Genomic DNA, 21,736 nt, shown 5'->3' with positions numbered 1-21,736 from the left:
TCCCCCTGGACGGAACAACCCTCTGTGGAGAGCCTACGACCTGCAACGACTCTCGCAGGAGGTCCCCCTTGACGACACACGCAGCCGCGCGCACCCCATGGAAGGCGGTGCTCGGCGGATCGGTTGGAAACCTGGTCGAGTGGTACGACTGGTTCGTCTACAGCAGTTTCGCCGTCTACTTCGCGAGCTCGTTCTTCCCGAAGGGCGACGCCACCGCCCAGCTGCTCAACACCGCCGGCATCTTCGCCGTCGGCTTCTTCATGCGGCCGATCGGCGGATGGCTGCTCGGCCGCTACGCCGACAGAAAGGGCCGCAAGGCAGCCCTCACCCTGACCGTCACGCTGATGTCGGCCAGCGCCCTGCTGATCGCCATCGCACCCACCTACGCCGCGGCCGGGTACTTCGGCGCGGCCGTCCTGCTGGTGGCTCGCCTCCTGCAGGGCATCTCGGTCGGCGGTGAGTACGCCGCCAGCGCCACCTACCTCACCGAGGCCACGCCGCCCGGCAAGCGCGGCTTCGCCTCGAGCTTCCAGTACGTCTCGATGACCGCGGGCCAGATCGTGGGCCTCGGCCTGCAGATCATCCTGCAGAACACGATGACCGAGGAGGCGCTGAAGTCGTGGGGCTGGCGCATCCCGTTCATCATCGGCGCGCTGGCCGCCGCCGTGGTGTTCTACCTGCGCCGCAACCTCATGGAGACCGAGGTCTACGACGAGCAGGAGAAGGGGGTCGAGCGCGAGCGCGGCACGCTGCGTCAGCTCTTCGCCCACAAGCGCGAGTTCCTGCTGGTCATCGCCCTCACCATGGGCGGCACGGTCGCGTACTACACCTACACGACCTACCTGACCAAGTACCTGTCCAACACCGCGGGCCTGGAGAAGACGACGGCGACGCTGGTCAGCTTCTGCGCGCTGTTCATCTTCATGTGCCTGCAGCCGCTGGCCGGCGCGCTGTCGGACCGGATCGGCCGCCGCCCGCTGCTGATCACCTTCGGTTTCGGCTCGATGCTGGGCACCGTCCCGCTCATGACCGCCCTGTCGGGTGTCAGCGGCTTCGGGGGCGCGCTGGTCCTCTCGCTGACCGGTCTGATCATCATCACCGGCTACACCTCGATCAACGCGGTGGTGAAGGCGGAACTGTTCCCGACGAACGTGCGGGCGCTCGGCGTGGCGCTGCCGTACGCGATCGCCAACGCGCTGTTCGGCGGCACGGCCGAGTACGTGGCGCTGTGGTTCAAGGACTCGGGCATCGAGTCCGGCTTCTACTGGTACGTCTCGGCCTGCGCCGCCGTCTCGCTGATCGTCTACTTCACGATGCGCGAGACCCGCGACGCGGCCCTGTCCTCCAGCGAGAAGGCCGAGCCGCAGCTGGCCCGCGTGTAGGACGCGCGGACGCGTGCGGCAGGCCGCCGCGAACCCGTGGTCCCCATCACGCGTTTGTTGTCACTACGCTCCTCACATGCGAGTTCTCCTGGTCGAAGACGACGACCGGCTCGCGGCCGCCCTGACCACGGCCCTGTCGCGACACGGTCACCAGATCGTGCGCGCGGGGCTGGCGGTCGACGCCCTCCGCCTGGCGGGGGGCGTCGACTTCGTCCTGCTCGACCTCGGCCTGCCCGACATGGACGGGCTGGAGGCGCTGCGCCGCGTCCGCCGGGTGTCCGCGGTGCCCGTCATCGTGGTCACCGCCCGCACCGAGGAGCGTGAGATCCTGCGCGGTCTGCGCTCCGGTGCCGACGACTACCTGGTCAAGCCGTTCCGTACGGCCGAGCTCATGGCCCGCATGGAAGCCGTCGTGCGCCGCGGCACCCGCCCCATGCCGGCCAGGGACCACGTGGTCATGGCCGGCGACGTGCGGATCGACCTGGAGACCCGCCAGGTGAGCGTCGCCGGCGAGCCGGTCACGCTGACCAGGCGGGAGTTCGACGTCCTCGCGCTGCTGGCCAGGGAGCCCGGCGTGGTGCGCAGCCGCGAGGAGATCCTCGACGAGGTGTGGGGCGACCCGCTCCTGTCGGCCTCCCGCTCGCTCGACGTCCACGTCGCGGGCCTGCGGTCGAAGACCGGCCGTCCCGGCCTGGTCGAGACGCTGCGCGGCACGGGCTACCGGCTGGGAGGGCAGTGAGACACCGGCTGGTCGTCACCTTCACCACGCTCATCGTGCTGATGATCGCGGCGCTGGCCGTACCCCTGGGGATGGCCTACGCCTCGCACCGCACCAACCGGCTGCTGCTCGACCGCCGCGCCGACGCCACCCGCTTCGCCGAGCTGGCCGACCAGGCCGCGCGCGAGAACGACAGGACGGCGCTGACGGCCGAGGTCATCCGCTACGCCGACCTGTACGGCGCCGCCGTCGTGGTCAAGGGCCGGGACGGCACGACCCTCGTCCATGCCGGCGACATGCGCGCCGACACGGGCGCCGCGATCCGCCTGGCGCTGTCCGGGCAGACGACCGAGGACCTGCCGACGATCAGCCCGTTCGGGCCGGGCCACGTGCTCATCGCCGAACCCGCCGGCCGCGACGCGCAGCTGTCGGGCGTGGTGCTGCTGCAGGCGCCCACGACACAGGCGCGGGCGGACGTCTCCCTGGTATGGGCGGGCCTCGCGCTGGGGGCGCTGGTGGCGCTCGGCTACTCGGTGCTGGCCGCCAGAGGGCTGGCCAGGTGGATCCTACGGCCGGTCACCGAGCTCGACCGCACCACGCAGGCGATCGCCGAGGGCCACCTCGACGCGCGCGCCCATCCAGGTGTGGGGCCGACCGAGCTGCGGCGGCTGGAGGAACGGTTCAACGCGATGGCCGACGCGGTCTCCACGACGCTCGACCGGCAGCGGGCGTTCGTGGCCGACGCCTCCCACGAGCTGCGCACCCCGCTCACCGTGCTGTCGCTGCGCCTGGAGAACCTGGAGCCGCACCTGAAGTCCGAGGGCACGTCGGAGTTCGAGGAGGCGCTGGCCGAGGTCGACCGGCTGGCGGGCCTGGTGGAGGACCTGCTGGCGCTGGCCAGGGTCGAAGCGGGCGCGGTGGCCCAGCAGCTCGACTCGCTCACCCCGCTCGCCCCCCGGCTGGCGGGCTGGCGCGAGGTCTACACCGCGAAGGACCTCACCCTCGAGGTCGACCTCGAGCCTGACGCGACGGTGCCCGAGGCGGCCGCACGGGTGGCCGACATCGCGCTGGACAACGCACAGAAGTTCGTCCCGCCCGGCGGCACCGTCACCGTCACCCTGGCCGGCGGCGTGCTGCGGATCGCCGACGACGGCCCCGGCCTTCCTGAGGAGGAACGAGTGCAGGCCCTCGGCAGGTTCTGGCGGGCGGGCACGCACGCCAACGTGCCCGGCAGCGGGCTGGGGCTGGCCATCGCGGCCGAGCTGGCGAGGGCGTGCGGGGCGACGCTGGCGCTGGAGGCCAACCGGCCGCGGGGGCTGGTGGTGGAGCTGCGGCCGGCTCAGCCGTACACGGACCTGTAGTAGCGGGCCGCGCCCTCGTGCAGCGGCACGGCGCCGGTGCCGATCGCGTAGCGCCTGTCGAGCCGCCCGCCGGGCGCGTCGGGGGCTTCGAGCCGGTCGCGGCTGGCGAAGAGGGTCTCGGTGACGGCGAAGGCGACGTCGGCGCCGAGCCCGGCCCTGCACACCAGGTAGCTGGGGGTGCCGATGGTGGGCACCGGGGCCGGCTGGCCGTACTCGCCCGCCGGGACGATCGCGCTCTCGTAGAGCGGGCCGTACTGCCTGCGCAGCGGCCCGACCAGCCAGTCGAGGGGCAGCAGCCGGACCGGGAGGTCGCCGGCGGCCAGGGCCGGGGTGGGCACGCCGCCCGACCAGAAGAAGGCGTCGACGGCGCCGACGGCCAGCGCCCTGAGCGACTCGTCCAGGCCGAGCCTGGAGGTGCGGGCGCGTTCCTTGAGCGCGGCCTTCGCCAGCACGCGCTCGGCGGTGAACGCGGTGCCCGAGCCCTCCGCGCCGGTCGAGACCGCGCGGCCCGCCAGGTCCTGGATCCTGGCGATGGGTGAGTCCGCGCGGACCACCAGATGGACGTAGTTCATGTACATCCTGGCCAGCGCGAAGACGGGAGCGTGGCGCACCCGCACCGCCTCGTCGGCGCTGTCGGCCAGCGACAGGCCGAGGTCGGCCCTGCCGTCGGCGAGCATGGTGAGATTCTCGATGCTGGCGGCCGTCTTCAGCACGGTGACGTCGAAGCCGCGCCGCCCCAGCTCGGCGGCGAACCTGTCCCCCAGCGCCTCGTACGGTCCCCCGGCGGGGCCGGTGGCGAAGCGCAGGCCGGCCACCTCGTCGCGGTCCGCCGAACAGCCCGCCTGCCAGCCGACCGCCAGTCCCGCCGCGACGGCGAGGAAGGCACGGCGGGTGACGGACATGCCCCCCAAGGTATCCGGTCATGAGGCCGGCGGGCTCCGGACGCCCTTTGCGTTCCCATGGTGCAGGGAGATCCCCTTAGGGCGGCTTGTTCAGACAAGCTGTGCGCACTTGTCCAGCTAGTAGAAACGACGACTGGTCAATCTGTGTACATCTGGGCTTTACTCGCGTCATGGATGCTTCCTCCATGCGCAGGACTCTCTCCATCGCGGCCGCCCTCCTCGCCGCCGCCACCCTCACCGCCGCCGCCCCCGACGGCACCCTCACCCCCGTCTCCGCCTCGGTGAAGGCCGGCGACCCCGTCCAGCTCCGCTACTCCACCCCCGCACCCGACCCCAAGAACTGGATCGGCCTCTACAGCGACCCCGGCAACGGCCCCGTCGACCAGAAGTACGTCGGCGCCTCGCTGAAGTGGGTCTACATCCCGCAGGGCAGCGGCACCGCCAGCCTCGACACCGACGGCCTCGAACCCGGCGACTACGTCGCCTACGCGCTGGCCAAGGACGGCTACCAGTGGCTGGCCGCCCCCGCCAAACTGAAGATCGTGAGCAACGAGGCTCTGCGCTTCGTCACCGGGACGATCCCGCTGCGCAACGCCCGCGCCAAGAGCCCCTACACCGCGACCGTGCGCGGCCTGGTCAGGGGCCAGGTCACCGGCTTCCGCAAGGTCAGCGGGCCCGAGTGGCTCGACGTCGCCCAGGACGGCACCATCACCGGCACCCCACCCGCCGCCGCCTCGGCCAAGACCGTCACCGCCACCGTCGAGGCCGTCAACGACGGAGGCGAGAGCGCCACCGCCCAGGTCAGCGTGGACGTCAGGCCGCCCGGCGCGCCTCTCGTGCCCGAGCTGAAGGCGCTCAGCTGGAACCTCTGGCACGGCGGCAGCCAGGTGCGCGGCGGCCGGGAGAAGCAGCTGAAGTTCCTGCTCGACCACGACATCGACGTGGTGGGCGTGCAGGAGAGCTCGGGCACCTCCGCCAAGGACCTGGGCGAGGCGCTCGGCTGGGACCACTACCAGGCCGGTCCCGACGTCGGCTTCGTCAGCCGCTACCCGATCACCTCGCGCGGGCCGCTGCCCCAGCAGTCAGGGCTGCCCGCCGCCAATGTGAAGATCAAGGTCGACGACCGGCGTGGCACCGAGATGGCGCTGTGGAACGTCCACCTCGGCTACACCCCCTACGGGCCCTACGACGCCTGCTTCGGCAAGTACCCGGTCGAGCGGCTGATGGCCAGGGAGGCGGAGTCCGGCCGTACCAGGCAGATCGAGGGCGTCATCAAGGCGATGGAGGGCGACCTGGCCGCCTCGGAGCGCACCCCCGTGCTGCTCATGGGCGACTTCAACGCCCCCTCCCACCTCGACTGGACGCCCGAGGCGAACAAGTGCGGCTACGACGCGGTGGCGTGGCCCACCTCCGTCGTTCCCGAGCGGGCCGGGCTGAAGGACTCCTTCCGCGTCGCCAACCCCGACCCCGTCGCCGAGCCGGGCATCACCTGGTCGCCGATCTACACCACCTTCACCGGCGGCTACGGGCACGACTCCCACAAGGGCGAGCCGGAGCCGAAGGACCGCATCGACTTCATCCACTACAAGGGCGACCTGCGGGTCCAGAGCTCGGCCGCGGTCGTCGAGGGCGACCCGGCGCCGATTCCCGGTCACCGCGACAACCTCTGGACCTCTGACCACGCGGCGGTGCTGACGGTGTTCGGGGTCGAGTAGCCCGAACCGGGTCCGGCACGGTCGCGCGACGATCGGGAGCCCGCGCCTCTACGGCCCGACCCCGCGGCTTACCCCACACGAGCAGGAACGCCTGCTCATCCATGCCGCCGGGTCGCGCGCGGCAGGCGGGCCGGCAGGTGCCGGCCCGCCACGACGTCATGGACGGCACGCCGGGACAGCACGGCCGCCCCGACGGCGGGTGAGGTTGAACCCCGGCGGGGAGGGGCGCCCCGCCATCCCGTGTCGCGTCAGGCCCCCGGGCGCGCCTCGGCGGGCGCGGGAACCTGGGGCCGGGTGGAGTCGAGCGCGCGCAACGCCGCCACCAGGGGAGCCAGCTCCGGTTGCCGGTCGGCCTCGGCCAGCGCCTCGGCCAGCGCCGCGTCGTTGGTCGGCTGCGCCTTGGCCAGCAGGTCCAGCCCTGCGGGGGTGACGTCGGTGTAGATGCCCCGCCGGTCTGTCGCGCACAGGTAGCGCGACAGCAGCCCGCGGTCCTCGAGCCTGGTGACGAGTCTCGTCGTGGCGCTCTGGCTGAGCCCGATCGCGTCGGCGAGCTGGTTCATCATCAGGTGCCCGCCCTCGCCCGGGTGCTGCGCGCTGAGCAGCACCAGCGCGGAGTACTCCCGCACGCTGAGGTCGTGCGCGGTCTGCAGAGCGCGCTCGATGTGCGCGTCGATCCTGTTGTGCAGCGCGGACAGCGTGCACCAGCTGTGTGCCCGAAGGTTCGGCATGACTTCAGGTTACCTCCTCGTGCAATAGTCGGCGCTTGCATATATCCCGCGCATGCAATTATTGTGGACGCGTTCCATTCTTCTAGTCGAGGGATCTGTCATGCCCATCGCACTCCTGGCCCTGGCCATCGGCGCCTTCGGGATCGGGACGACCGAGTTCGTCATCATGGGGTTGCTGCCCCAGGTCGCCGCGGAGTACGGCGTCTCCATCCCCACGGCCGGATACCTGGCTTCGGGATACGCCATGGGAGTCCTCATCGGCGCGCCGATCATGACGATCCTGGGCACCCGCGTCCCCAGGAAGACCATGCTCACCGCCCTCATGGTCATCTTCGTGGTGGGCAACCTGCTCTCGGCGGTCGCGCCCGCCTTCGGCCTCATGCTCGCCGGCCGGATCGTCACCTCCCTGGCACACGGCGCCTTCTTCGGCATCGGGTCGGTGGTGGCCGCCAACCTCGTCGCCCCGCAGAAGCGGGCCAGCGCGATCGCGCTGATGTTCACCGGGCTCACCCTCGCCAACGTCGTCGGCGTCCCGCTCGGCACCTGGCTCGGCCAGCAGACCAGCTGGCGCCTCACGTTCGCCGCCGTGGCCGCCCTCGGCGTGCTCGCGGTGATCGGCGTCGCCACGCTCGTGCCCGCCGACGAGGCGCCCACCGCCGCCAACAAGCGCATACACGGCGGGAAGGGACTGCTCCGCCGCGAGCTGGCCGCCTTCGGCGACGTGCAGGTACTGCTGGCCATGGCGATGACCGTCCTCGGCTTCGGCGGCGTCTTCGCCGCGATCACCTACATCGCGCCGATGATGACCGAGGCCGCGGGCTTCGCCGAGTCCGGAGTCACCTGGATGCTGGTGCTGCTCGGCATCGGCATGGTGATCGGCAACCTGATCGGCGGACGCCTGGCCGACCGCGCGCTGATGCCGCTCCTGTACGGCTCGCTCGCCGCCGTCGCGGTCGTGCTCGCGCTGTTCACCGTCGCCGCCTACTCCCAGCTCGCCTCGGCGGTCGCCGTCGTCCTGATCGGCCTGCTCGGCTTCGCCACCGTGCCGCCGCTGCAGAAGCGGGTGCTCGACCTGGCCTCGGGCGCGCCGACGCTCGCCTCCGCCGTCAACGTCGGCGCCTTCAACCTGGGCAACGCGCTGGCCGCGTGGCTGGGCGGTCTGGTCATCTCCGGCGGCTTCGGCATCACCGCCCCGAACTGGGTGGGCGCGCTGATGGCCGGCTCGGCGCTCGTGCTGGCCCTTGTCTCGGGACTGCTGGACCGCAGGCAGGCCAGGCGCCCGGCCCGCGCCACCGCCGAGGTCGCCGCGGCGGAGCGGGTCTGACCAGGATTCACCTGGTGAAGGTGACACCGTCCGCACGGACCTGCCACCCCGTGACGGCCCAGGGCCCGGCATCGCCGCCGACCCTGGGCCCTCACACGTCCCGAACCGGCACTCGGCCCCCGGACCGTCGTCACATCCCGGACCGTCACTCGGCCCCAGGCCGTCACGGGCCCGGAACTGTCACACCTCCCGGACCGCCACGCGCCCCGGACCGTCGTCACACGCCCCGGGCCGTCACGGCCCGGGGCCGTCATACCTCCCGGGCCGTCACGGCTTCCGTTGGTCGGCCTCCCGTACGTCGTGGAGGTGGATCAGGACGTCGAAGGAGCGGGCGAGCGCGAGGTCGGCGAGCGGGTAGGGGTACTGCGTGCCGATGTTGCGCGTGGGCCGGACGACCTCCAGCCAGGTGCGCGCCGCGGCCGGGGCGGTACGGATGTCGAGGTAGTAGTCCTGGTGACGGACCTTGTCGAGGGTGTACTCGTTCGTGCCGGGCCCGGCCGCGCCCACGGTGAACTTCTTCCAGTCGCCGCCGAGAGCGGCGTCCTTCGACAGGAAGGAGCCCCGGTCGAAGGTGAACCCGATGGGAAGGTACTTCCGGCCCAGCGTGTCCCGCAGGAACGACCCTTGCGTCTTGGGATACAGCGCGGGCTGGCCGGCCACGTAGCCGACGTGGTCGTTCTGCGCCGACAGCAGCATCTTGTCGCCGGTGCGCCGCTGCCACCAGGCGGTGTTGTCGGCCATCACCTGGTCGCGGTAGCGCTGCGCGACGGGAAGCCAGGCCTTGTCGGTAAGGTCGAAGGCGAGGAACGTGGCCGTCTGGGAGATGGACCGGGCGTTCTGGACCGTGAGCTCGAACTCGTCCTCGTCCGTGCCCTTCAGATTGCTGACCAGGTTCAGGGCCTGCCGTGCCTTGGCGGCGAGCCGCTGCCGTTCCGCGAGCGGCTTGCCCAGGTAGGCGAACACGTCGTCGATCGGGCGCAGACCGGCGTAGAGGTCCGTGACGTGCGGCAGCGACTCCGGGTGGGTCCGCCGCACGTAGCCGGTCACGCGCTCGAAGAAGTCGTCGCTCAGCGTGGGGGCGCCGATGTCGTTGCCGATGAAGTGGACCGTGCGGCCGGGGTGGCGGCGGTTGTGGTCCCGCATCCACTCGATGAGGCTCACGAACTCCTCCCTGTCCCACGGCGAGTTGGCCAGCGCCGCTGTCGCGATCTCGCGTGCGTCGCCCTTGCCGGTCTGGAGGTAGTCGTCGATCTGAAGTCCCGAGGACCAGCCCAGTTCCAGGGCGAAGGTGGTGAAGCCCTTCTCCTCGACGAGATAGCGGAAGACCCGCTCCTTCATGGCGAAGAACTCGTGCGAACCGTGGGTCGCCTCGCCGAGGCCGACCACCTTGGCGTCGCCGATCATCGCTCCCAGCGCTCGCAGGTCGGCCGTCTTGCTCCCCGGCTCGGTCGAACGCAGCGGGTGCGCCGCCCGCTCCAGCGCGCGGACCGGGTCCTGTTGCCCGCCGGTCGTGCCGGCCGAGGCCGCCTGGGCCGCCACGGGGGCGAGAACCGCTCCCATCGCGATCACCGCCGTCGCCCGCAGCCCCCACCGGCCGATGCGCCTTCGGTCCCTGGCCATGCCTTACCCCTTACCTTGCGTCCTGCCACGTGAGACGGATCAGGCCTCACGGTGAAATCGATACGCCGACGAGAGTATGGCCGCGCGATCGCGCCCCCCATGACGCTGACCAGCATCTTCGGGGTACGGCGAGCAGGCGCGTCAGGGTGGGGCCGGCACTACCCGGAGGCCGCCACGAGCCGGCCCGGCGGCTGTGCTGACCTCACCGCGCGACCGGCCCAACCGCACCCCCGGAACGATCGGTAGGACGTCGCCCTCGGGACGGCGGGCGCGGGCAGGGCAGGAGTCGCGGGGTCATGGGCGGCCATGGCGTTGACAGCATCGGCCTCGCGGGCGTCGCGGCGTATCGTGAGGGCGTGGCCGACACTCTCGCACGCCCCAGCAAGCGCGGCGTCGCCGCCGCCGTCGTCCTCGCGGGGCTGCTCCTCGCCCTGTCAGCGCTGCTCCCGTGGGCCGGCATCGACGCCAGACTGGACGTGCTGGGGGCCGGCATCAGCCAGGAGATGCGCGGCGTCGACGACCCGTTCGGCGTCTACACGCTGGTCGCGGGCCTGGCCGCCGCCGCGTTCGGGCTGGCGGGCCTGCTGCGCGGCCGCCTGCTGACGGCGCTCGCCGCGCTGCCGGGGACGGCCGCGGCCGTGCTGCTGGTGGTGTACGTGGCCGACCCGCGCGGCATCGGCGACCGGGTGTCGGTGGATCTCGGGGTGCTGTCGATCGAGCCGGGCCTGCGGCCGGGCTGGTACGCCGCGCTGGCCGCCGCGCTCGCCGTCACCGCGCTCGCCCTCCTCGCCCTCCCCCGCCCTCGCCAGCGCTGACCGACCGCTCCCCGCCCTCACCCACGCTGACCGACCCGTCCCCCCGCCTCGCCCGCGCTGACCAACCCGATCCGCGCCGTCACTCACGCTGACCGACCCGACCCCCATCCCGTACGGCAAGCCGGGTCAAGCCCCCCGTGGTCACCGCTGACCGCCCGTCCATCACGCGTACTCCAGCAGGACTTCGGCGCGGCCGCGCAACGTCCACCCAGCAGGGAAACGGCACGCCGGGGTTTGCCACCCAGGAGCCCGACGGGGCGCCGTGACGGCGGGAACCGGAGTCCTGCCCGGTGAGCGCCCGTGACAGACGGCACCCCGCGCGAACGGAGGCGCTGGAGCCGGCTTGCCGTAAACGAACGGCCCCGAACGCCACAAACGGACGACCCCGAAGCACCCACTCGAACGGGACGACCACCGACGGTCTGGACAAGACGCCCCGCGGACGCTCCCAACCGCACGGCCCACGGACGGCAGCGGAACGATCTGCCCGCACGAGACGTCGATCCCGGGACGGTTCGGGTGGAGGCGCGGGGATCAGTCGTAGAAGCCCAGGCGGCGCAGTTGTTTCGGGTCGCGCTGCCAGTCCTTGGCGACGCTGATGCGCAGGTCGAGGTAGACGCGGGTGCCGAGCAGCGCCTCGATCTGCTTGCGGGCCTTGGTGCCGACCTCGCGCAGCCGCTCGCCCTTGTGCCCGATGACGATCGCCTTCTGCGACGGACGTTCGACGAACATGTGCGCGTAGATGTCGAGCAGGTCGTCGCGCCCCTCTCGGGGCAGCATCTCGTCGACCACGACCGCGATCGAGTGGGGCAGCTCGTCGCGCACCCCTTCGAGCGCCGCCTCCCTGATCAGCTCGCCCACCAGCACCTGCTCGGGCTCGTCGGTGAGCTGCCCGCCCTCATACAGCGGCGGCGACTCGGGCAGCTCGGAGATGAGCACGTCGGCCAGCGCGTCGAGGTTGTCGCCGCGGTTGGCCGACACCGGCACGACGTGCGCGAACTCGGCCAGCTGGGACACGGCCAGCAGTTGTTCGGCGATCTGCTCCCTGGACGCCAGGTCGCACTTGGTGACCACGGCGACGACGGGTGTGCGCTTGACCGCGCCGAGCTTCTCGGCGATGAAGCGGTCGCCCTTGCCGATCGGCTCGTTGGCGGGCACGCAGAAGCCGATGACGTCGACCTCGGTCAGGGTGGACAGCACCAGGCTGTCGAGCCGCTCGCCGAGCAGCGTGCGCGGGCGGTGCAGGCCCGGCGTGTCGACGATGATCAGCTGGGCGTCGGGGCGGTGCACGATGCCCCTGATGACGCGCCTGGTCGTCTGCGGCTTGGAGGAGGTGATCGCCACTTTGGTGCCGACCAGCGCGTTCATCAGCGTGGACTTGCCGACGTTGGGGCGGCCGACGAAGCAGGCGAACCCGGCGCGATGGTTACTGGTCACCTATGAATTCTCGCCTATGCCGACCAGCGCTCTCGCCACCAGGCGAAAGCCTGGGGCAGGACCCGCGGCGCCCAGGCGGGCATCGGCAGGCTCGTGAGCTCGCTCTCGGCGGCGAAGCGGGCGTCGGTGATCTCGTCGCCGTCGGGCGTGATCGTGCCGCCGACGATCGCGCAGCCGTAGACGGCGTTGACGTAGGCGACCTGGTGGCCGTTGGGGTAGGTGGTGCGGAACTCGGGCCCGCCGAACACCCCGATCAGCCCCCGCACCTCGATGTCGACGGCGAGTTCCTCGCGCAGCTCGCGCACCACGGTGTGCTCGGGACGCTCGTCGGGGTCGATGCCGCCGCCCGGCGGCGCCCAGCTGCCCTGCTCGCCGGTGTGGCGGGCCACCAGCAGCCGTCCTTCGTCGTCGAAGACGCAGCCGGTGGCCGCGGGCAGCATCAGCAGGCTGTTGCCGACCTGCTTGCGCAGGTCGGCGAGGAACGGCGACATGGCCATGTCAGGCCCTGAGCGTGCCGTCGGGGCCCGCCACGAACAGCGCCTTGGCGCCCAGCTCGCGGACCACCGCCTCGTCGTTCTCGCTCGCGCTCTCGGCCTCCGTGACCAGTGCCGCCGCCTCGAGCGACCGGGCGCCGCCGGAGACCGCCATGGCCACGGCCACCTGCACGGCCGACAGCGTCAGCGAGGCGAGGGCGACGTTGGTCGCGGCGTAGGTGCGGCCTGTCTCGTCGCGCACCGCCGCGCCCTCCCGCGCCGCGTTGCGCGCCCTGGTCGCGCGGGCCAGCGTGATGATCTTGGAGTCTTCGGCATCGAGAGTCACGAGCCAAGGTTAGCGAGCCAGCTCGGCGAACGTCTTGGCGAGCTGTTCGGTCCGCTGAAGGTCAACGGTGCCCAGGCCGGTGTGGACGAGCGACAGCAGCCTGTCGCCCAGGCGGACGAACACCACATCGAGGGCGTAGGGGTAGCCGTTCAGCCGTCCGCGCAGCTGCCTGCCGACCGCCTCGTCGCCCAGCGGCGGAAGGGTGAGCGGGGACAGCCGCAGCCGGGTGGCCCGTCCCGGCTCGGTCACCTCCATCCGGGGGCAGCGGTCGAGGGTCCGGCCGAGCTCGTCCAGGTGCCACGCGGCCTGGGCGCCGCCGTAGACGGCCACCCCGACCGCGGCCAGTTCGCCGAGCACGTCGCCCTGGTAGCTGGCCGCCGCGTGCGCCTCCAGCGCCCGCGCGGGCGGGCGTCCCGCCGCGGTCTGGAACGCGGCCGCGCACTGGGCGCCCGTCTTGTGGAACGGCGAGCGCCACGCCGCGCCCGCCTTGGGGGAGAACCCGTCGGGCAGGACGGGCTGGCCGCGCAGGATGCCCCGCAGCCGGGCGCTCTCCTCTGTGGCTGCCGACTCGGCGTAGGGACGCCGTTCGGCGCACCCGGCCAGACTGGTGACCAGCAGCCCGCAGGCCATGGCGGCGAGTGCCGCCCTCATGATCAGCGCCATGATCTCCCCCGATGATCGCTCACGCCGACGGCATATCTCCCCCGTCGACGAAAACGGCAATCCACCGGAGTCGCCAACTTCATTACCTGTGTTGAAAAGACCCTGGAAAACCTGTAAGGGTGCTCTCGCCCGGTTCAACCCGGGCGAGAGCACCCTTGACGAAGTGCAACGCCTGGCCGCGGCTAGCAAGCCGGGCGTCGCGTTCCCCCCGGAGCCCCCTCCGCGCCGCGAACCCCTTCCGGCGCCTCGGTGACTCCCTCCGACACCCACCGCACAGGGTGTCGAGAAACATCGTGCTCGGAGGGCCTTGCAAGATGCTTGTAGAACACTTGCGGCCTTGGCGAACCCTCTGATGTCTTGTACGGACTCGACGCTCAGCGCGGCCTTGCGCCGGGGTCCGCGCAGTGTGTCGGTCGAGCGCCTGGTCCGCGCTGTGTGTCAAGCGCCGGGTCCACGCGGTGTGTCAGTCGTGTTCGGCGGCCGCGACGACGGCCTCGTCCTCGGGCGGCGCCACCCGCCGGACGACCACCGTGCTGATCCGGTTGCGCCGCCCCGCCAGGCTCTCGGCGGTCAGCCGCAGCCCGGCCACCACCGCCTGCGACCCCGCGATCGGCACCCGTCCCAGCGCGTGCGCCAGCAGCCCGCCCACCGTCTCGACGTCGTCGACGTCGATCTCGGCGTGGAACAGCTCGGCCAGCTCGTCGACCGGCATCCGCGCGGTCACCCGCAGGCCCCCGTCGGGCTGCGCCTCGACGCGGGGCGCCTCCTGGTCGTACTCGTCGGTGATCTCGCCGACGATCTCCTCGAGGATGTCCTCGATGGTGACGAGCCCGGCGGTGCCGCCGTACTCGTCGATGACGATGGCCAGGTGGATCTGGCGCGCCTGCATCTCGCGCAGGAGCTGGTCGATCGGCTTGCTCTCGGGCACGTACGTGGCCGGACGCATGATCGACTCGACCTTCGCGCCCGCGTCGCCGGACGACTCCTGCACCCGCCGCGCGATGTCCTTGAGGTAGGCGATGCCGATGACGTCGTCCTCGTTCTCGCCGACCACCGGCACCCGGGAGAAGCCGCTGCGCAGCGCGAGCGAGAGCGCCTGGTTGAGCGTCTTGCCGCGCTCGATGAAGACCATGTCGGTACGGGGCACCATGACCTCGCGCACCAGGGTGTCGCCGAGCTCGAACACCGAGTGGATCATCTCGCGCTCGTCCGGTTCGATCACCCTGCGCTCCTCGGCCAGGTCGACCAGGTCGCGCAGCTCGGCCTCCGAGGTGAACGGCCCGTCGCGGAAGCCCTTGCCGGGGGTCAGCGCGTTGCCCAGCAGGATCAGCAGCTTGGGCAGTGGCCCGAAGATCCTGGTCAGGCCGTAGACGAGGGGGGCGGCGGCCAGCGCGATCGGTTCGGCGTGCTGGCGGCCGAGGGTGCGCGGGGAGACGCCGACGATGACGTAGCTGACCACGATCATGACGGCGGCCGCGGCGGCATAGGCCCACCCCTGGTCGCCGAGCAGATCGATGAACAGCAACGTGGCGATCACCGTGGCGACCAGCTCGCAGCTCAGCCGGAGCAGCAGCAGGAGGTTGAGGTAGCGGGGCGGGTCGGCGACGATGGCCTGCAGCCGCTCGGCTCCTCTCCGCCCCTCACGCACGAACTCCTCGGCGCGCACCCGGGAAATGCGGGACAAGGCCGTTTCGGCACTGGCGATCAGACCTCCGATCACCACGAGACCGACGGCCGACAGCAGCCACGCGTTCACCGCTGGGTGCGCACCTCCCGCCACGACTCCAGGAGCTGGGCCTGCAGGCCGAACATCTCCTTGTGCTCCTCCGGTTCGGCGTGGTCGTAGCCGAGCAGGTGAAGGATGCCGTGGGTGAGCAGCAGGTCGAGCTCGTCGGCCGTGCTGTGGCCGGCGGTGGTGGCCTGCTTGGCCGCCACGTGCGGGCACAGCACCACGTCGCCGAGGAGCGCGGGATCGGGGCCGTTGTCGGCGTCGCCCCGCGCCCCGCCGCCGGGGCGCAGCTCGTCCATCGGGAAGGACAGCACGTCGGTGGGGCCGGGCTCGCCCATCCACTTCTCGTGCAGCTCGGCCATGACGCCCTCGTCGACCACGAGGATCGACAGCTCGGCGAGGGGGTTGACGCCCATCTCCTGCAGCACGTGCCCGGCGAGGGCGGCGAAACCCTGCTCGTCGACCTCGACGCCGGACTCGTTGTTGACCTCGATGCTCACGGTCGCTTCCCTCGTCGCTGCTGGTGGATCTGCTTCGGCTCCTGGAGCGCGTCGTAGCGCCCGTAGGCGTCGACGATGTCGCTGACCAGCTTGTGGCGCACCACGTCGGAGCTGCTCAGCCGCGCGAAGTGGATGTCGGGGATGCCGTCGAGGATCTCCTGCACCACGCGCAGACCGCTGACCGTGCCGGTGGGCAGGTCGACCTGGGTGACGTCACCGGTCACGACGATCTTGGAGTTGAAGCCCAGTCGCGTGAGGAACATCTTCATCTGCTCGGCCGAGGAGTTCTGCGCCTCGTCGAGGATGATGAAGGCGTCGTTGAGCGTGCGACCGCGCATGTACGCCAGCGGCGCGACCTCGATCGTGCCCGCGGCCATCAGCTTGGGGATGGACTCGGGGTCGACCATGTCGTGCAGCGCGTCGTAGAGCGGGCGCAGGTAGGGGTCGATCTTCTCGTAGAGCGTGCCGGGCAGGAAGCCGAGCCGCTCCCCCGCCTCGACGGCGGGCCTGGTCAGGATGATCCGGTTGACCTTCTTCTCCTGGAGCGCGCGTACGGCCTTCGCCATGGCGAGATAGGTCTTGCCGGTGCCGGCGGGGCCGATGCCGAACACGACCGTGTGCTTGTCGATCGCGTCGACGTAGCGCTTCTGGTTGACGGTCTTGGGCCGGATGGTGCGCCCGCGCGAGGAGAGGATGTCGAGGGACAACACCTCGGCGGGGCGCTCGGAGGTCATCTTCAGCATGGCGATGCTGCGCTCGACGGCGTCGGCGGTCAGCTCGCCGCCGCTGCGCAGCACCTCGACCAGCTCCTCGAACAGGCGCACGACGGCGCCGCTCTCGTCGGGGCTGCCGGTGACGGTGATCTCGTTGCCGCGCACGTGGATGTCGGCGCGGAACGCGCCCTCGATGACGCGCAGCAACTCGTCGCGGGAGCCAAGGAGGGTGACCATCGGATATTCGTCCGGAATCAGCACCTTTGCCTGAGTGCGCGAGGGTGGTGCTGTTCTACGGGATTCGTTTAGCTCAGACATGGGCAGGCCTGTCGGCCTGATGCCTCCCGGTCTCGGTAGGGTGTTCTCACTTCATGGTAGCCGGGCACCCCCACCCGGCTCGCGTCAATATCAGCCGGGCGGCCAGGACAGCGCGCGCCCGCCCAGAACGTGCGCGTGCACGTGGAAAACGGTCTGGCCCGCGCCCGGTCCGGTGTTGAAGACCACGCGATAGCCGCCCTCGGCCACACCCTCCTGCGTCGCCACGGCGTGCGCGCTCTTGAGCACGTCGTCGGCCAGGCCGTCGTCGGCCTGGGCCAGCGCGGCGGCGTCGGCGTGGTGAACCTTGGGGACCACCAGCACATGCATGGGCGCCTGCGGATTGATGTCGCGAAAGGCCAGCGTCCTGTCGGTCTCGTAAACGATCTCGGCAGGAATCTCCTTCGCCACGATCTTGCAGAAGAGACAGTCGGTCACGGTGGAACCCTATCGTCACTCGAGAGAAAGGAGGGGACCCGCTGTTGCCAATCGGTAATCCGTCATACCGTGCGTACAAAGATCCCCGCGGTTAGGGTGTGTGTGCGACAATCCACCGAAAACTAAGACGATTCAGGGTCGGGCGAGGCCACCTGGCGAGGACACGACTGGGTCATGCCCCCTAAGGAACCGCAAGAGCGTAAACCCCCCGGGAAGGCTGAGCGTCCCACTGATGTGACCACCGAAACCCTTCTGGCCGACAGGTCGTTAGGGGCGGTGCCGGTCGGGTGGGATGCCGACATGGCCGTGACCGCGCTCTACAGCGCCCACTTTCGGTCATTGGTGCGTCTCGCTGTGTTGCTGGTACGCGACATAGCAACCGCGGAGGAAGTCGTGCAGGACGCGTTCGTCGCCATCCATGGCGCCTGGCGCAGACTTCGCGACCCCGACAAAGCACTCGCCTACCTACGTCAGTCTGTCGTCAACCGGTCCCGTTCCGTGCTGCGTCACCGCGCGGTCGTCGAAAAGTACGCTCCCAAAGGCCTGCCCGACGCCCCGAGCGCCGAGAACGGCGCGATCGGCGAGCTTGAACGCTCGGCCGTCATCGAGGCACTGCGGGCCCTGCCCGCGCGACAGAGAGAGGCGCTCGTTCTTCGTTATTACGGTGACCTGTCCGAGGCCGAGATCGCCCATGCCATGGGCATCAGCAAGGGCGCCGTCAAGAGCCACACGGCTCGCGGCATGGCGGCCCTGCGTTCCGTTCTGGAGAAGATGTCATGACCCTGCCACCCGACGAGCACGGCGAGATCCTGCGCCGGGTGCTGCGCGCGGAGGCGGACGCGGTCGTGCCGTCTCCCGAGGGCTTGGAGATCATCCGCGCCCGCATCGAAAGGCGCGGGCTGCGGGGACTGTTCTGGTGGCGGGCGGGCGCCGCGGCGGCGGGCGCGGTTCTCGTGGCGGGGACGATCGTGATGGTCGTCCCCGACCTCCGCAACATGGTGATCGTCCCCGCGGTCCCCGTCGACAACGGCACCGAGCTGCCCCCCGACAACTCCTCGACCACCCGCCCGCCGGCCAAGCTGCCGCCGACGCGGCGCACCCAGCCCGCCGTCCCGCCGCCTCCCGTGACCCACTCACCGGCCACCGAGACCTCCGAGACGCACGCCCCGGTCAAGAAGACCCCGACGCCGACCCCCACCCCGACGCCGTGCGCCAAGGAAAGCGCGCAGCCGCGTGCGGAGGAGTGTCTCGACGCCACCCCGACGCCGACCCCGTCGGCCACGCCGTCAGAGACGACCCAGAACCCCGACAACCCCGACTGCAGCGCCGAGCAGTGCTCGCCCGAGGACCCCGCGCCCTCACCGAGCGAGATCGCCACCCCGCTGTCCAGCCCCTAGCATCACCAGCGCCCCGTACGCGCCTGCACGACGGCGGCCGCCGCGACCCCCGCCGTGGAGGTGCGCAGCACCGTCGGCCCGAGCAGCACCGGCACGGCCTTCGCCGCCGTGAACCTGTCGAGCTCGTCCTCTGAGATCCCGCCCTCGGGCCCCACCACGAGCACGATGTCGCCGGCCACCGGCAGTTCGACGCTCGCCAGCCCCTCCTCCGCCTCCTCGTGCAGCACCAGCGCCAGCGCGGCCCCGGCCAGCAGCTCGGCCACCTGGGCCGTCGAGTGCTGCGGCGTCACCTGGGCGGCGTGGAACCTGCGGGCCTGCTTGCCCGCCTCCCTGGCCGTCGCCTGCCACTTCGCCAGCGACTTGGCCGCCCGCTCGCCCTTCCACTGCGTGACGCTGCGCGCCGCCGACCAGGGGACTATCACGTCGACGCCCGCCTCGGTCATCATCTCCACCGCCAACTCGCCCCTGTCGCCCTTCGGCAGCCCCTGCACCACGACCAGCCGCGGCGACGGCGCGGGAACCTCGAAACGGCGCAGGACCTCCACCCGCAGGCCGTCCTTGAGCACCTCGACGGCCACACACTCGGCGACCGCGCCCGCCCCGTCGGTCAGGTCGATCCGCTCGCCCGCCCGGATACGCCGCACGGCTGCCGCGTGCCGCCCTTCGGGGCCGCCGAGAACGAACTGCGCGCGGCCGAGATCGGCCGCGTCGGCGAGGAACACGGGCACGGTCACAGGAGCCTCCCCTGGGCGGGCGACGTTACGGCGGCCGGCCGGAGTCCCGCTGGAGCAGCGTGATGGACGGGCCCCGGCCGCGTGACCGCGGTGGGGCCGAGCCGGCCTGCCGTACCGGACGGTGGACTAACGGCCGTTGAAGGCGTCTCTCAGCCGGGAGAAGAACCCCTGCTGGCCGGGAGCGAACTTGCCCGGCGGACGCTCCTCACCGCGCAGCTTGGACAGCTCGCGCAGCAGGTCCTCCTGCGCCTGGTCGAGGCGGGTGGGCGTCTCCACGTTGACGTGGATCAGCAGGTCGCCGCGGCCCGTCTCGTTCAGGCGCTGGACGCCCCTGCCGTACATGGTGATGACCTGGCCCGACTGGGTGCCCGGCCGGACGTCGATCTCCTCGGCGCCGTCGAGCGTCTCCACCGTCAGCGACGTGCCGAGGGCCGCCGCGGTCATCGGGATCTGGACGGTGCAGTGGAGGTCGTCGCCGCGCCGCTCGAAGATCTCGTGCGGCTTCTCGACGATCTCCAGGAACAGGTCTCCGGGAGGGCCGCCGCCGGGACCGACCTCGCCCTCGCCGGCCAGCTGGATGTGGGTGCCGTCCTCGACGCCCGCGGGGATGCGCACCTTGATCGTACGGCGGGTGCGGACCCGGCCGTCGCCCGAGCACTCCTGGCAGGGGTGGCGGATGATCGAGCCGAAGCCGCCGCACTGGGGGCACGGCCGCGAGGTCATGACCTGGCCCAGGAACGACCTGGTGACCTGGGAGATCTCACCGCGCCCCTGACACATGTCACAGGTGTCGGGATGCGTGCCGGGAGCGGCGCCCGAACCGGAGCACACCTCGCACAGCACGGCCGTGTCGACGTTGAGCTCCCTGGTGGTGCCGAACGCCGCCTCGCGCAGGTCGAGCTCGACCCTGATGGTCGCGTTGCGCCCTCTCCTGGCGCGCGAGCGGGGGCCTCGGGCGCCGCCCGCCGTGCCGAAGAAGGCGTCCATGATGTCGCTGAAGGGGAAGCCTGCGCCGAATCCGCCGGCTCCGGCACCCGCGCCCGCGCTCGCGAAGGGGTCGGCGCCCAGGTCGTACATCTGGCGCTTGTTGGGATCGGACAGGACCTCGTAGGCCTGCGTGATCTCCTTGAAGCGCTCCTGGGTCGCCGGATCGGGGTTCACATCGGGGTGCAGCTCGCGCGCCAGCCGACGATACGCCTTCTTGATCTCGTCCTGACTGGCGTCACGGCGCACCCCGAGGGTGCCGTAGTAGTCGTTTGCCACTTATCGACCTCTTATGATGCAGCCAGGATCTGGCTGACGTAGCGGGCCACCGCGCGTACAGCGCCCATCGTCACGGGGTAGTCCATCCGGGTGGGACCGAGCACGCCGAGGCGGGCCCCGGAACCGTACCCGGTGGCGACGAGGGAGGTGCCACGCAGTCCTGTGTAGGGGTTCTCCGAGCCGATCCTGACGGTGAGCGTGGTCGGCATGTCGGAAGTCTCGCCGAGCAGGCGCATGAGCACGACCTGCTCCTCCAGCGCCTCGAGCACGTCGCGCAGGCCCGTGGTGAAGTCGGCGCCCGCCAGGTTGGCCGCCCCGGCGAAGACGATCTTCTCGTCGTGGCGGTCGACCAGGGTCTCCAGCAGCACCGACAGGATCGTCGCCGCCGCCGGCCGGTCCTCGACCGCCAGCCGCTCGGGCAGGTCGGCGACCTGCTCGGGCACCTTGTTGAGCCCGCAGCCGTCGAGGCACGCGTTGAGCACCGCGCGCAGGTGCGCGACCCTCGACTCCTCGATGGGCTCGGGTAGCTCGATGACGCGCTGCTCGACCCGGCCGGTGTTCGTGATCAGCACGAACATCACCCGCCTGTCGGTCAGCGGGACCAGCTCCAGATGACGGACCGTCGACTGCGACAGCGTCGGGTACTGCACCACCGCCACCTGTCTGGTCAGCTGCGCCAGCAACCGGACCGTGCGGGTGACCACGTCGTCGAGGTCGACCGCACCGGCGAGGAACGTCTCGATCGCCCTGCGCTCGGCGGCCGAGAGCGGCTTGATCTGCGACAGCCTGTCCACGAAGAGCCGGTAGCCCTTGTCCGTCGGCACCCGTCCGGCGCTGGTGTGGGGCTGGGCGATGTAGCCCTGCTCCTCCAGCGCCGCCATGTCGTTCCTGACCGTGGCCGGGGAGACGTTCAGGTTGTGGCGCTCGGCCAGCGCCTTCGAGCCCACCGGTTCGTTGGTGGACACGTAGTCCTCGACAATGGCGCGGAGCACCGCAAGCTTCCGATCATCGAGCACGTGCTCACCTCCCTGCCTGTTGAGGAACGACAGGTCTAGCACTCTGTGTTCCCGAGTGCCAAGTGTACGGCTCTCGCCCACAAGGTGCGATAACACGCGGAGTCAAGCCGGCCGCAAGCCGTACGCCGACAATACTGTCCATGACCG

General features: G+C 71.1%; 22 protein-coding genes. 8 read left to right on the top strand and 14 right to left on the bottom strand.

Annotation, left to right across the window (positions count from 1 at the left end; all coding sequences use genetic code 11):
- Positions 1–68 precede the first annotated feature (68 nt).
- From ACWENQ_RS03405 to ACWENQ_RS03395, 3 genes are all read left to right on the top strand, one after another.
- On the top strand, positions 69–1,382 hold the full coding sequence (locus ACWENQ_RS03405) for an MFS transporter (protein ID WP_449916685.1): 1,314 nt from the start codon (positions 69–71) through the stop codon (positions 1,380–1,382).
- A 76-nt stretch (positions 1,383–1,458) separates the two neighbouring features.
- Positions 1,459–2,121 carry a response regulator transcription factor gene (locus tag ACWENQ_RS03400; protein ID WP_354906573.1) on the top strand — a complete coding sequence of 221 codons (663 nt, stop codon included), beginning with the start codon at positions 1,459–1,461 and terminating at the stop codon, positions 2,119–2,121.
- Complete coding sequence (locus ACWENQ_RS03395) at positions 2,118–3,461, top strand: sensor histidine kinase (protein WP_452412764.1); 1,344 nt, start codon at positions 2,118–2,120, stop codon at positions 3,459–3,461. The genes ACWENQ_RS03400 and ACWENQ_RS03395 overlap by 4 nt, the downstream gene beginning before the upstream one ends.
- Here the strand turns inward: ACWENQ_RS03395 and ACWENQ_RS03390 are convergent.
- Complete coding sequence (locus ACWENQ_RS03390; protein WP_452412763.1) at positions 3,440–4,363, bottom strand: TAXI family TRAP transporter solute-binding subunit; 924 nt, start codon at positions 4,361–4,363, stop codon at positions 3,440–3,442. The two genes, ACWENQ_RS03395 and ACWENQ_RS03390, sit on opposite strands and share 22 nt — an antisense overlap.
- Before the next feature lie 185 nt (positions 4,364–4,548).
- Here ACWENQ_RS03390 and ACWENQ_RS03385 point away from each other — a divergent pair, with 185 nt between their 5' ends.
- Positions 4,549–6,078, top strand: a complete 1,530-nt coding sequence (locus ACWENQ_RS03385; RefSeq protein WP_452412762.1) for an endonuclease/exonuclease/phosphatase family protein — start codon at positions 4,549–4,551, stop codon at positions 6,076–6,078.
- 248 nt (positions 6,079–6,326) lie between these two features.
- Here ACWENQ_RS03385 and ACWENQ_RS03380 read toward each other — a convergent pair whose 3' ends face one another.
- Positions 6,327–6,806, bottom strand: coding sequence for a MarR family winged helix-turn-helix transcriptional regulator (locus tag ACWENQ_RS03380; protein WP_449916697.1), 480 nt, complete (start codon positions 6,804–6,806; stop codon positions 6,327–6,329).
- A 100-nt stretch (positions 6,807–6,906) separates the two neighbouring features.
- On the opposite strand from ACWENQ_RS03380, the gene ACWENQ_RS03375 reads away from it, so the two are divergent.
- Positions 6,907–8,130 carry an MFS transporter gene (locus tag ACWENQ_RS03375; RefSeq protein ID WP_449916700.1) on the top strand — a complete coding sequence of 408 codons (1,224 nt, stop codon included), beginning with the start codon at positions 6,907–6,909 and terminating at the stop codon, positions 8,128–8,130.
- A 267-nt stretch (positions 8,131–8,397) separates the two neighbouring features.
- Here ACWENQ_RS03375 and ACWENQ_RS03370 read toward each other — a convergent pair whose 3' ends face one another.
- Positions 8,398–9,750: an erythromycin esterase family protein gene (locus ACWENQ_RS03370; RefSeq protein ID WP_452412761.1), complete on the bottom strand. Its 1,353-nt coding sequence runs from the start codon at positions 9,748–9,750 to the stop codon at positions 8,398–8,400.
- 356 nt (positions 9,751–10,106) lie between these two features.
- On the opposite strand from ACWENQ_RS03370, the gene ACWENQ_RS03365 reads away from it, so the two are divergent.
- A complete protein-coding gene (locus ACWENQ_RS03365) occupies positions 10,107–10,565 on the top strand; it encodes a hypothetical protein (protein ID WP_354906580.1) in 459 nt (152 codons plus the stop codon).
- A gap of 534 nt (positions 10,566–11,099) precedes the next feature.
- Here ACWENQ_RS03365 and era read toward each other — a convergent pair.
- From era to ACWENQ_RS03325, 8 genes are all read right to left on the bottom strand, one after another.
- Positions 11,100–12,002: a GTPase Era gene (gene era / locus ACWENQ_RS03360; protein ID WP_354906581.1), complete on the bottom strand. Its 903-nt coding sequence runs from the start codon at positions 12,000–12,002 to the stop codon at positions 11,100–11,102.
- A 14-nt stretch (positions 12,003–12,016) separates the two neighbouring features.
- Positions 12,017–12,499, bottom strand: a complete 483-nt coding sequence (locus ACWENQ_RS03355; RefSeq protein ID WP_449916706.1) for an NUDIX domain-containing protein — start codon at positions 12,497–12,499, stop codon at positions 12,017–12,019.
- Position 12,500: 1 nt separating this feature from the next.
- Positions 12,501–12,821 (bottom strand): cytidine deaminase, encoded by a 321-nt coding sequence (locus ACWENQ_RS03350; RefSeq protein WP_354906583.1) that lies wholly within the window; start codon positions 12,819–12,821, stop codon positions 12,501–12,503.
- 9 nt (positions 12,822–12,830) lie between these two features.
- Positions 12,831–13,484 (bottom strand): hypothetical protein, encoded by a 654-nt coding sequence (locus ACWENQ_RS03345; protein WP_449916712.1) that lies wholly within the window; start codon positions 13,482–13,484, stop codon positions 12,831–12,833.
- Positions 13,485–13,947: 463 nt separating this feature from the next.
- A complete protein-coding gene (locus ACWENQ_RS03340) occupies positions 13,948–15,240 on the bottom strand; it encodes a hemolysin family protein (RefSeq protein WP_449916715.1) in 1,293 nt (430 codons plus the stop codon).
- The gene (ybeY, locus tag ACWENQ_RS03335; protein ID WP_354906586.1) at positions 15,237–15,713 is read right to left on the bottom strand and encodes an rRNA maturation RNase YbeY; all 477 of its coding nucleotides are present in this window, start codon (positions 15,711–15,713) and stop codon (positions 15,237–15,239) included. Before ybeY ends, ACWENQ_RS03340 begins: the two co-directional genes overlap by 4 nt.
- Positions 15,710–16,744: a PhoH family protein gene (locus tag ACWENQ_RS03330; protein ID WP_354906587.1), complete on the bottom strand. Its 1,035-nt coding sequence runs from the start codon at positions 16,742–16,744 to the stop codon at positions 15,710–15,712. Before ACWENQ_RS03330 ends, ybeY begins: the two co-directional genes overlap by 4 nt.
- A 90-nt stretch (positions 16,745–16,834) precedes the next feature.
- A complete protein-coding gene (locus ACWENQ_RS03325; RefSeq protein WP_452412760.1) occupies positions 16,835–17,179 on the bottom strand; it encodes a histidine triad nucleotide-binding protein in 345 nt (114 codons plus the stop codon).
- A gap of 300 nt (positions 17,180–17,479) precedes the next feature.
- Between ACWENQ_RS03325 and ACWENQ_RS03320 the strand changes: the two genes are divergently transcribed.
- Complete coding sequence (locus tag ACWENQ_RS03320) at positions 17,480–17,959, top strand: SigE family RNA polymerase sigma factor (RefSeq protein ID WP_183660508.1); 480 nt, start codon at positions 17,480–17,482, stop codon at positions 17,957–17,959.
- A complete protein-coding gene (locus ACWENQ_RS03315) occupies positions 17,956–18,576 on the top strand; it encodes a hypothetical protein (RefSeq protein ID WP_449916721.1) in 621 nt (206 codons plus the stop codon). The genes ACWENQ_RS03320 and ACWENQ_RS03315 overlap by 4 nt, the downstream gene beginning before the upstream one ends.
- Before the next feature lie 2 nt (positions 18,577–18,578).
- Here ACWENQ_RS03315 and ACWENQ_RS03310 read toward each other — a convergent pair whose 3' ends face one another.
- From ACWENQ_RS03310 to hrcA, 3 genes are all read right to left on the bottom strand, one after another.
- Positions 18,579–19,310, bottom strand: coding sequence for a 16S rRNA (uracil(1498)-N(3))-methyltransferase (locus ACWENQ_RS03310; protein ID WP_449916723.1), 732 nt, complete (start codon positions 19,308–19,310; stop codon positions 18,579–18,581).
- A 126-nt stretch (positions 19,311–19,436) separates the two neighbouring features.
- Positions 19,437–20,573 carry a molecular chaperone DnaJ gene (gene dnaJ / locus ACWENQ_RS03305; RefSeq protein ID WP_449916724.1) on the bottom strand — a complete coding sequence of 379 codons (1,137 nt, stop codon included), beginning with the start codon at positions 20,571–20,573 and terminating at the stop codon, positions 19,437–19,439.
- A gap of 11 nt (positions 20,574–20,584) precedes the next feature.
- Positions 20,585–21,589, bottom strand: coding sequence for a heat-inducible transcriptional repressor HrcA (gene hrcA, locus ACWENQ_RS03300; RefSeq protein WP_449916726.1), 1,005 nt, complete (start codon positions 21,587–21,589; stop codon positions 20,585–20,587).
- Positions 21,590–21,736 lie beyond the last annotated feature (147 nt).

Source organism: Nonomuraea sp. NPDC004354 (genome assembly GCF_053602555.1).
The sequence above is the reverse complement of the archived record's forward strand: the minus strand, read 5'-3'. Positions and strand labels throughout refer to the sequence as shown.

What these genes read in the sequence shown, in the direction of transcription:
- ACWENQ_RS03400 (WP_354906573.1), top strand. Translation starts at nt 1,459, where the DNA reads ATGCGAGTTCTCCTGGTCGAAGACGACGACCGGCTCGCGGCCGCCCTG.
- ACWENQ_RS03390 (WP_452412763.1), bottom strand. Translation starts at nt 4,363, where the DNA reads ATGTCCGTCACCCGCCGTGCCTTCCTCGCCGTCGCGGCGGGACTGGCG.
- ACWENQ_RS03385 (WP_452412762.1), top strand. Translation starts at nt 4,549, where the DNA reads ATGCGCAGGACTCTCTCCATCGCGGCCGCCCTCCTCGCCGCCGCCACC.
- ACWENQ_RS03380 (WP_449916697.1), bottom strand. Translation starts at nt 6,806, where the DNA reads ATGCCGAACCTTCGGGCACACAGCTGGTGCACGCTGTCCGCGCTGCAC.
- ACWENQ_RS03375 (WP_449916700.1), top strand. Translation starts at nt 6,907, where the DNA reads ATGCCCATCGCACTCCTGGCCCTGGCCATCGGCGCCTTCGGGATCGGG.
- ACWENQ_RS03370 (WP_452412761.1), bottom strand. Translation starts at nt 9,750, where the DNA reads ATGGCCAGGGACCGAAGGCGCATCGGCCGGTGGGGGCTGCGGGCGACG.
- ACWENQ_RS03355 (WP_449916706.1), bottom strand. Translation starts at nt 12,499, where the DNA reads ATGGCCATGTCGCCGTTCCTCGCCGACCTGCGCAAGCAGGTCGGCAAC.
- ACWENQ_RS03345 (WP_449916712.1), bottom strand. Translation starts at nt 13,484, where the DNA reads ATGGCGCTGATCATGAGGGCGGCACTCGCCGCCATGGCCTGCGGGCTG.
- ACWENQ_RS03330 (WP_354906587.1), bottom strand. Translation starts at nt 16,744, where the DNA reads ATGTCTGAGCTAAACGAATCCCGTAGAACAGCACCACCCTCGCGCACT.
- ACWENQ_RS03320 (WP_183660508.1), top strand. Translation starts at nt 17,480, where the DNA reads ATGGCCGTGACCGCGCTCTACAGCGCCCACTTTCGGTCATTGGTGCGT.
- ACWENQ_RS03315 (WP_449916721.1), top strand. Translation starts at nt 17,956, where the DNA reads ATGACCCTGCCACCCGACGAGCACGGCGAGATCCTGCGCCGGGTGCTG.